This window comes from Fulvimonas soli, assembly GCF_003148905.1.
GTDB classification, from domain to species: domain Bacteria; phylum Pseudomonadota; class Gammaproteobacteria; order Xanthomonadales; family Rhodanobacteraceae; genus Fulvimonas; species Fulvimonas soli.
Genome location: NZ_QGHC01000004.1, coordinates 357,426 through 365,494, shown reverse-complemented (window position 1 = coordinate 365,494; position 8,069 = coordinate 357,426). Strand labels below are relative to the sequence as shown.

Genomic DNA, 8,069 nt, shown 5'->3' with positions numbered 1-8,069 from the left:
CAAGCTTCGGATCTGGAAGGTGCCGATGCCTTGTTGCCGAGCTTGTCGACCCAGGCATTGATTGCCGACCGAGCCTACGATGCGCAGGCTCGGGTCATTGAACCCATGCAGCGCATCGGGGCACAGGTCGTCATTCCCTCCCATCCGACGCGAAAGGTGATGCGGGACTACGATCGGGCGCTATACAAAGCCCGGCACCTGATCGAGAACTTCTTCGCCAAGCTCAAGCAGTACCGCGCCATCGCCACTCGATACGACAAAACGGCTCGTAATTTCCTCGGTGCTATCTACGGCGCTGCCGCCGTCATCCTGCTCAATTGATGACACGCCCTAGGGCAGGGCGACGCCCGCCGCGCGCAGCAGCCGCGCCAGCGCGATCAGCGGCAGCCCGACCAGCGCGCTGGGGTCCTCGTTGTCGATGCGCTCGAACAGGCTGATGCCCAGCCCCTCGCACTTGAAGCTGCCGGCGCAGTCCAGCGGCTGCTCGCGCTCGACGTAGCGGACGATCTCGTCGTGGCCGAGCGCGCGGAACCGCACCGTGGTCTGATCCACGTGCGTGGCGGCCCGGCCGTCGCGCGTGTCGAGCAGGCACAGCGCGGTGTGGAAGCGCACGCTGCGGCCGGAGCAGGCGGCGAGCTGTTCGACGGCGCGTTCGGCGCTGCCCGGCTTGTCCAGCACGCGGCCGTCCAGCTCGGCCACCTGGTCGGAGCCGATCACCAGCGCGTCGCGCAGTTCCGCGCCGGCGGCGCGGGCCTTGGCCGCGGCCAGGCGCAGCGCGCGCTCGCGCGGGGCCTCGCCCGGCCGCGGGCTCTCGTCGACGCCGGGAGCGCGCTGCTCGAAGCCGGCGACCAGCCGCCGCAGCAGCTCGGCGCGGTAGCGCGAGGTGGAGCCGAGCACCAGCCGCACGCTCATGCGCCGGGCTCGCGGCGGATGTGCTCGCGCATCGCGTGGTCGAGGTCGCCGCGGGCCTGGTCGAGCGCGCGCAGCAGCGGCTCCAGGCGGTCGCGGGTGCTGGTCATCGCGTCGGCCGTGCTGTCCAGCTCCTGCTGGCTGGCCTGGGCCGAGCGGTCGCGGATCCAGATGCGCTGCAGCAGCAGCGAGCGCAGGCCGGCGTCGATCGCCTGCCGCGCCTCCTGCTCGCCGGCGGCCGGCAGGTCCGGGTTGAGCGACATCACCGCGTGCGCCTGCAGCAGGCCGTTGCGGCAGGTGCGCAGGTCGGCCTCCAGCTGGTCGGCCAGCCGCAGCAGCTGGTGCACCCGCTCGCTGCGCCGCTGCAGCCGGCGCCGGCGCAGCAGGGACAGGCCCACCGCGGCCACCAGCAGCAGGAAGAACGCGGCGATGCCGAGGGCGAGGGGCGTGTCCAAGGAGGGGGCTGGGCGCGGCGGCGGGACGCCAGTCTGCCGCATGCCCGCGCCGGCGGCAAAGCGCCGGCGGCGCGGGCGCCGGGACCCGCGCCGCGGCCGCGGCCGCGCCAGCCGCGCGCCGCGCCTTCCGGCCGGCGCGGAGTTGACTTGACCGGGGCGCAACCCTAAGATTTGCCGATTATGTCCGTGTCATTGCCTGAGTCCGTGGATGCTTGGCGCATGGTCTCGGCGCGGCGCTCGTTCGCCGGGGAACTGCCGATCGCGGCGATGCCCCGCCTCTGCGAGGCGCTGGCGGCCAGCGAGGGCCAGGCGAGCTACGAACTGGACTTCGGGCGCGACGAGTTCGGCACCGCCTACCTCGACGTGCGCGTGCGGGCGCCGCTGACGCTGGTCTGCCAGCGGACGCTGGAGCCGTTCGTGCTGCCGCTGTCGCTGCGCAGCCGGCTGGGGCTGATCCGCGCCGAGCGCGAGGAGGCCGCCCTGCCGCCCGGCTGCGAGCCGTTGCTGGTCAGCGAGGACGGCCGGCTGAGTCCGGCCGAGGTGATCGAGGACGAACTGCTGCTGGCGATGCCGCTGGTCCCGGTGAACCCGGACGGCAGCCTGCCTGATGAAGTAACGAGCAGCCCTGCGGCGGAGGAAGCCTCCAACGACGGGCGTACCGACAACCCGTTCGCGGTGTTGCGCGAACTGAAGAAACACTGATTTAGCTGGAGAACCGCCATGGCCGTCCAAAAGAGCCGCAAGACCCCGTCCACCCGCGGCATGCGTCGCTCGCACGACAAGCTCAAGACCGTGCAGCTGGCGACCGACCCGACCAGCGGCGAGGTGCACCTGCGCCACCACGTCACCGCGGACGGCTACTATCGCGGCAAGAAGGTCATCGACACCCAGGCCGCGGTGGTCGAAGAGGACTGACCGCTTCCGCGAGGATCCCGACTCCCGCAAGGCGGCGCGGCGACGCGCCGCTTTTGCGTTTGGGCGTCCGTGAACGTAACGTTGCGGTTTGGCCTGCGCGCGGGAAGCCGCGCCGGGTCCCACCGCACCATGGGTAAGCAATGACCGCGATCTATTCCCGCATCATCGGCACCGGCAGCGCGCTGCCCGAGCGCGTGCTCACCAACGCCGACCTGGAGAAGTTCGTCGACACCAGCGACGAATGGATCCGCACCCGCACCGGGATCCGCCAGCGCCACGTCGCCGCCGAGGGGCAGACCACCGGCGACCTGGCCCTGGCCGCGGCCGAGCGCGCCCTGGCGGCGGCCGGCGTGAAGGCGTCCGAGCTCGACCTGATCGTGCTGGGCACGACCACGCCCGACCTGGTCTTCCCGTCCACCGCCTGCCTGGTGCAGCACCGCCTGGGCGCCAACGGCTGCGCCGCGTTCGACGTCAACGCGGCCTGCTCGGGCTTCGTCTACGCGCTGGGCGTGGCCGACAAGTTCATCCGGAGCGGGCAGTCGAAGAAGGTGCTGGTGATCGGCGCCGAGACGCTCACCCGCATGGTCGACTGGAGCGAGCGCGAGACCTGCGTGCTGTTCGGCGACGGCGCCGGCGCGGTGGTGCTGGAGCCCTCCGGCGAGCCGGGCATCTACGCCACCTGCCTGCACGCCGACGGCGGCTTCAAGGAGCTGCTGTACAACCCGGTGGGCGTGTCCGCGGGTTTCAGGGACGAGCCCAACCACGGCGTGCGCATCCGCATGGCCGGGCGCGAGGTGTTCAAGGTCGCGGTGAAGACGCTCGACGCGCTGGTCGGCGAGACGCTCGAGGCCGCCGGCATGCACGAGGCGGACATCGACTGGCTGATCCCGCACCAGGCCAACCTGCGCATCATCGAGGCCACCGCCAAGCGGCTGAACATGTCGATGGACCGCGTGATCGTCACCGTCGACCAGCACGCCAACACCTCGTCCGGCTCGGTGCCGCTGGCGCTGGACTACGCGGTGCGCTCGGGCAAGGTGCAGCGCGGCCAGAACCTGCTGCTGGAAGCCTTCGGCGGCGGCTTCACCTGGGCGTCGGCGCTGCTGCGCTACTGATCCGCCGGCATGGCCAGTGGACTGCACATCCACGGCGAACGGGTCTGGCTGAAGCACTATCCGCGCGGCGGCCTCGCGCGGCGGCTGGTGCACGGCCTGCTCAACCGCGTGGTGGGCGCGCTGGGCGCGGACTGCCTGCGCGCGCCGCCGCACCGCGGCGGCGACGCCGGGCGCGACGTGGAGCGGCGGCGCATCGAGCTGCTGCGCGCGCAGGGCGTGCACGTGCCCGAGGTGATCGGGCAGGGGCCCGCGATGCTGCTGCTGGGCGACATCGGCCGCTCGGTGTCGCACCACCTGCGCCGCATGGGCGGCGACCCGGAGCGCATCGGCGCGCTGGCCGGCCGCGCGGCGCAGGCGATCGCCGCGGCGCACCGCCGCGGCGCCTATCTGGGTCAGGCGTTCCCGCGCAACATGACGGTGGACGGCGAGCGCATCGGCTTCATCGACTTCCAGGAAGACCCCGGCGAGATCATGCCGCTGGCCGAGGCGCAGGCGCGCGACTGGCTGATGTTCGCGGTCGGCGTTGGCCGCTACTACGACGGCCGCGAGGACGCGCTGGCGGCGCTGCTCGGCGGCTGCCTGCGCGAGCTGCCGCAGGCGCGCGCGGCGCTGGCGCGGACGGTGGCGCGGCTGGGCTTCGTGGAGCGCGCCTGCTACCGCCTCGGGCGCGGCCCGCGCGCCTACGGCGTGGCGCTGCGCGCGCTGCGGCTCGCCGTCGCCTGACCCGCCCGAGCGGTCTCTCCCCGGTTCCCGCTCGTCATGCCGGCGCAGGCCGGCATCCAGTCCAAGGACCCGTGCGAAGCACGCAAAACCTGTTTCGAGTGCCGCGCACGACGCACTTCACTGGATGCCGGCCTGCGCCGGCATGACGGTGATGGAAAACGAACGGCTGGGCGATCCAGTGCGCATGTGCATGGATGGAAGGCGTTTTCGCCCCGCTGCGGCCGGCGCCGCCGCGCGCGGATACAGATGCGTATGGCGAGCGATGCTGGCACCATTCCGGGTTTGATCCACGGACGCAGCCATTCCATGAGCCATACCTCCGCCTCGCTCGCCTTCGTGTTCCCCGGCCAGGGCTCCCAGTCCGTCGGCATGCTGGCCGAGCTGGCCGAGGCGCACGCCGCGGTGAAGGCCGCCTTCGACGAAGCCTCCGAGGGCGCCGGCGTCGACCTGTGGGCGCTGTCGCAGGAAGGCCCGCAGGAGATGCTCAACCGCACCGAGTACACCCAGCCGGCGCTGCTGGCCGCCAGCATCGCCGTGTGGCGCGTGTGGCGCGTGCAGGGCGGCGCGCTGCCCGCGCGGCTGGCCGGGCACAGCCTGGGCGAGTACAGCGCGCTGGTCGCGGCCGAGGCGATCTCGCTGCGCGACGCGGCGCACCTGGTGCGCATCCGCGGCCAGGCGATGCAGGAGGCCGCGCCGGAAGGCTCCGGCGCGATGGCCGCCGTGCTCGGCGCCGAGGACGCGGTGGTCGAGGAGGCCTGCCGCGACGCCTCCGGCGTGCACGTGGTGGTGCCGGCCAACTACAACTCGCCGGGGCAGGTGGTGATCGGCGGCCACGCCGAGGCGGTGGACAAGGCGCTGGCGCTGCTCGCCGAGCGCGGCGTGCGCAAGGCGATGAAGCTGGCGGTGAGCGTGCCCTCGCACACCCCGCTGATGCGCGAGGCCGCCAACCGCCTGGCCGAGGCGATGACCGCCTACGCCTGGCGCGAGCCGAAGATCGAGGTGGTGCAGAACGTCGACGCGCAGGTGCACCACGGCGTCGACGCGATCCGCGAGGCGCTGGTCAGCCAGCTCTACCTGCCGGTGCGCTGGACCCAGTGCGTGCAGGCGCTGGCCGCCGGCGGCGCCGCGCGCATCGCCGAGTGCGGGCCGGGCAAGGTGCTGACCGGCCTGGCCAGGCGCATCGACAAGGCGCTGGAGGCGCGCGCCCTCGGCACGCCGGCCGAGCTGGACGCCGCGCTCGCCGAGTGGGCCTGACGACCGACCAACGACGGCGCCGCCCGCGCGGCGCCACGCAGCCGAGGGAGCATCCATGAGCAACGCATTGCAGGGCGAGGTCGCCCTGGTCACCGGCGCCAGCCGCGGCATCGGCGCGGCCATCGCCGACGAGCTGGCGGCGCAGGGCGCCACCGTGATCGGCACCGCCACCAGCGAGGCCGGCGCCCAGGCCATCGGCGAGCGCCTGGCCGCCAGCGGCGGCCACGGCCGCGTGCTCAACGTCACCGACGGCGCCGCGATCGAGGCGCTGGTGGACGCCATCGCCAAGGAGTTCGGCCCGGTGTCGATCCTGGTCAACAACGCCGGCATCACCCGCGACCAGCTGCTGCTGCGCATGAAGGACGAGGACTGGCAGGCGATCCTGGACACCAACCTCACCTCGGTCTACCGCGCCAGCAAGGCGGTGCTGCGCGGCATGATGAAGGCGCGCAAGGGCCGCATCATCTCGATCGCCTCGGTGATCGGCCTCACCGGCAACCCCGGCCAGGCCAACTACGCGGCGGCCAAGGCCGGCATCATCGCCTTCTCCAAGTCGCTGGCGCGCGAGATCGGCTCGCGCGGCATCACCGTGAACGTGGTGGCGCCGGGCTTCATCGACACCGACATGACCCGCGCGCTGCCGGCCGAGCAGCGTCAGGCGCTGCTCGGCCAGATCGCGCTGGGCCGGCTCGGCGAGGCCGCGGACATCGCCAGGGCGGTGGGCTTCCTGGCCTCGCCGGCGGCGGCCTACATCACCGGCGAGACGCTGCACGTCAACGGCGGCATGTACATGCCCTAGGCCGCCCGGCCGGTTTCTCCTCCATTTACCGGGCGACGGTCGCCAGCGGCCCCGTTTTAGGCGACAATCACCCTTTCGCGCCGACCCCCAGGTCCGGCGTTTGCCATCGTCGGCGGATCGTGGCGGCAGCGGGGCTTAGCCACTACAATCCGCCGGCCTTTGCCGGCCCCGGGCCGGCGCACGAATGCAATGACTCCTTGGGAGGTTTGGCAACATGAGCACCATCGAAGAGCGCGTCAAGAAGATCGTCGTCGAACAGCTGGGCGTGAAGGAAGAGGAAGTCACCGCGAATGCGTCGTTCGTGGACGATCTGGGCGCGGATTCGCTGGACACGGTGGAACTGGTGATGGCGCTCGAGGAAGAGTTCGAGACCGAGATTCCCGACGAGGAAGCCGAGAAGATCACCACCGTGCAGCAGGCCGTGGACTACATCAAGGCCCACTCCAAGGACTGATCGGACTGCCGATCGATTCATGGCACGGGGCGCATCGCGCGGCACGGCCATGATGGCGATACCGGAAGCTGCGCCGACTCGGCGCAGTTTTCGTTTCCGCGTTTTGCAACGTCCGATTCCGTATGGTGTGCGGGGCGGGACGTCGCCAGCCTGATGCGGATCGGCGGCCTCGGCCGCCGCCGCGGGAACCACGAAGGAACAGCAGCATGAGCAAACGACGTGTGGTCGTGACCGGCATGGGCATCATCTCGCCGGTCGGCAACGACATCGCCACCGCCTGGGAGCACATCCTGAAGGGCGTCAGCGGGATCGGCCCGGTGACCCACTTCGACGCGAGCGCCTACGCCACGCGCATCGCCGGCCAGGTGCGCGACTTCGACCCGGCGCAGTGGATCGCGCCGAAGGACGTGAAGAAGATGGACCCGTTCATCCACTACGGCATCGCCGCGGGCACGCAGGCCCTGCGCGATTCCGGGCTGGAGGTGACGGAGGCCAACGCGCCGCGCATCGGCGTGGCGGTGGGCGCGGGCATCGGCGGCCTCAACACCATCGAGGACACCTCGATCGAGCTGCACGAGAAGGGCCCGCGCCGCATCTCGCCGTTCTTCGTGCCCTCGTCGATCATCAACATGGTCTCGGGCCACCTGTCGATCATGTTCGGCCTGAAGGGCCCGAACATCGCCTGCGTCACCGCCTGCACCACGGCCACCCACAACATCGGCCTGGCGGCGCGGATGATCCAGTACGGCGACGCCGACGCGATGGTCGCCGGCGGCGCCGAGTTCGCCACCACCGGCACCGCGATGGCGGGCTTCTGCTCGGCCAAGGCGATGTCCACCCGCAACGACGAGCCGACCAGGGCCAGCCGCCCGTGGGACAAGGACCGCGACGGCTTCGTGCTGTCCGACGGCGCCGGCGTGCTGGTGCTGGAGGAGTACGAGCACGCCAGGGCGCGCGGCGCGAGGATCTACGCCGAGCTGGTCGGCTTCGGCATGAGCGGCGACGCCTACCACATCACCGCGCCCAGCGAGGGCGGCGAGGGCGCGGCGCGCTGCATGGACGCCGCGCTGCGCGACGGCGGCCTCGCTCCCGACCAGGTGCAGTACATCAACGCGCACGGCACCTCCACGCCGCTGGGCGACCTCGGCGAGGTGCTGGCGGCGAAGAAGGTGTTCGGCGAGCACGCCTGCAGGCTGGCGATGAGCTCGACCAAGTCCACCACCGGCCACCTGCTCGGCGCGGCGGGCGGCGTGGAGGCGATCTTCACCATCCTGGCGCTGCGCGACCAGGTGCTGCCGCCCACCATCAACCTGGACGAGCCGGGCGAGGGCTGCGACCTCGACTTCGTGCCGCACGTGGCGCGCGAGGCGAAGCTGGACGTGGCGATCTCCAACTCGTTCGGCTTCGGCGGCACCAACGGCACGCTGGCGTTCCGCCGCGTCTGA

The 8,069-nt window shown here is 71.8% G+C and carries 11 protein-coding genes; 9 read left to right on the top strand and 2 right to left on the bottom strand.

The annotated features are described in order from the left end of the window. A partial coding sequence (locus C7456_RS07305; RefSeq protein ID WP_146203582.1) for a transposase occupies positions 1–321 on the top strand: 321 nt, incomplete at its 5' end. 9 nt (positions 322–330) lie between these two features. On the opposite strand, the gene C7456_RS07300 is transcribed toward C7456_RS07305, so the two are convergent. Continuing rightward, positions 331–912 (bottom strand): Maf family protein, encoded by a 582-nt coding sequence (locus tag C7456_RS07300; RefSeq protein ID WP_109723076.1) that lies wholly within the window; start codon positions 910–912, stop codon positions 331–333. Continuing rightward, entirely contained in the window at positions 909–1,364 is a 456-nt protein-coding gene (locus C7456_RS07295; protein WP_109723075.1) for a hypothetical protein, read from the bottom strand. The genes C7456_RS07300 and C7456_RS07295 overlap by 4 nt, the downstream gene beginning before the upstream one ends. Positions 1,365–1,583: 219 nt before the next feature. Between C7456_RS07295 and C7456_RS07290 the strand changes: the two genes are divergently transcribed. The 8 genes from C7456_RS07290 (at position 1,584) to fabF (ending at position 8,069) form a co-directional block, all read left to right on the top strand. Further along, positions 1,584–2,066 carry a YceD family protein gene (locus tag C7456_RS07290; protein ID WP_109723074.1) on the top strand — a complete coding sequence of 161 codons (483 nt, stop codon included), beginning with the start codon at positions 1,584–1,586 and terminating at the stop codon, positions 2,064–2,066. 18 nt (positions 2,067–2,084) lie between these two features. Then, the gene (rpmF, locus tag C7456_RS07285; RefSeq protein WP_109723073.1) at positions 2,085–2,279 is read left to right on the top strand and encodes a 50S ribosomal protein L32; all 195 of its coding nucleotides are present in this window, start codon (positions 2,085–2,087) and stop codon (positions 2,277–2,279) included. 140 nt (positions 2,280–2,419) lie between these two features. Next, on the top strand, positions 2,420–3,394 hold the full coding sequence (locus C7456_RS07280) for a beta-ketoacyl-ACP synthase III (RefSeq protein ID WP_109723072.1): 975 nt from the start codon (positions 2,420–2,422) through the stop codon (positions 3,392–3,394). Positions 3,395–3,403: 9 nt separating this feature from the next. Beyond that, entirely contained in the window at positions 3,404–4,117 is a 714-nt protein-coding gene (locus tag C7456_RS07275; RefSeq protein WP_109723071.1) for a BUD32 family EKC/KEOPS complex subunit, read from the top strand. Positions 4,118–4,423: 306 nt separating this feature from the next. Continuing rightward, entirely contained in the window at positions 4,424–5,371 is a 948-nt protein-coding gene (gene fabD, locus C7456_RS07270) for an ACP S-malonyltransferase (protein ID WP_109723070.1), read from the top strand. 55 nt (positions 5,372–5,426) lie between these two features. After that, the gene (gene fabG, locus C7456_RS07265; protein ID WP_109723069.1) at positions 5,427–6,170 is read left to right on the top strand and encodes a 3-oxoacyl-ACP reductase FabG; all 744 of its coding nucleotides are present in this window, start codon (positions 5,427–5,429) and stop codon (positions 6,168–6,170) included. 214 nt (positions 6,171–6,384) lie between these two features. Then, positions 6,385–6,624 carry an acyl carrier protein gene (gene acpP, locus C7456_RS07260; RefSeq protein WP_109723068.1) on the top strand — a complete coding sequence of 80 codons (240 nt, stop codon included), beginning with the start codon at positions 6,385–6,387 and terminating at the stop codon, positions 6,622–6,624. 206 nt (positions 6,625–6,830) lie between these two features. Next, positions 6,831–8,069 carry a beta-ketoacyl-ACP synthase II gene (fabF, locus tag C7456_RS07255; protein WP_109723067.1) on the top strand — a complete coding sequence of 413 codons (1,239 nt, stop codon included), beginning with the start codon at positions 6,831–6,833 and terminating at the stop codon, positions 8,067–8,069.

Excerpts from the sequence above, each read along its gene's own strand:
- C7456_RS07280 (WP_109723072.1), top strand. The coding sequence starts at position 2,420 with ATGACCGCGATCTATTCCCGCATCATCGGCACCGGCAGCGCGCTGCCC.
- fabD (WP_109723070.1), top strand. The coding sequence starts at position 4,424 with ATGAGCCATACCTCCGCCTCGCTCGCCTTCGTGTTCCCCGGCCAGGGC.
- C7456_RS07300 (WP_109723076.1), bottom strand. The coding sequence starts at position 912 with ATGAGCGTGCGGCTGGTGCTCGGCTCCACCTCGCGCTACCGCGCCGAG.
- C7456_RS07275 (WP_109723071.1), top strand. The coding sequence starts at position 3,404 with ATGGCCAGTGGACTGCACATCCACGGCGAACGGGTCTGGCTGAAGCAC.
- rpmF (WP_109723073.1), top strand. The coding sequence starts at position 2,085 with ATGGCCGTCCAAAAGAGCCGCAAGACCCCGTCCACCCGCGGCATGCGT.
- fabG (WP_109723069.1), top strand. The coding sequence starts at position 5,427 with ATGAGCAACGCATTGCAGGGCGAGGTCGCCCTGGTCACCGGCGCCAGC.
- fabF (WP_109723067.1), top strand. The coding sequence starts at position 6,831 with ATGAGCAAACGACGTGTGGTCGTGACCGGCATGGGCATCATCTCGCCG.
- C7456_RS07290 (WP_109723074.1), top strand. The coding sequence starts at position 1,584 with ATGGTCTCGGCGCGGCGCTCGTTCGCCGGGGAACTGCCGATCGCGGCG.
- acpP (WP_109723068.1), top strand. The coding sequence starts at position 6,385 with ATGAGCACCATCGAAGAGCGCGTCAAGAAGATCGTCGTCGAACAGCTG.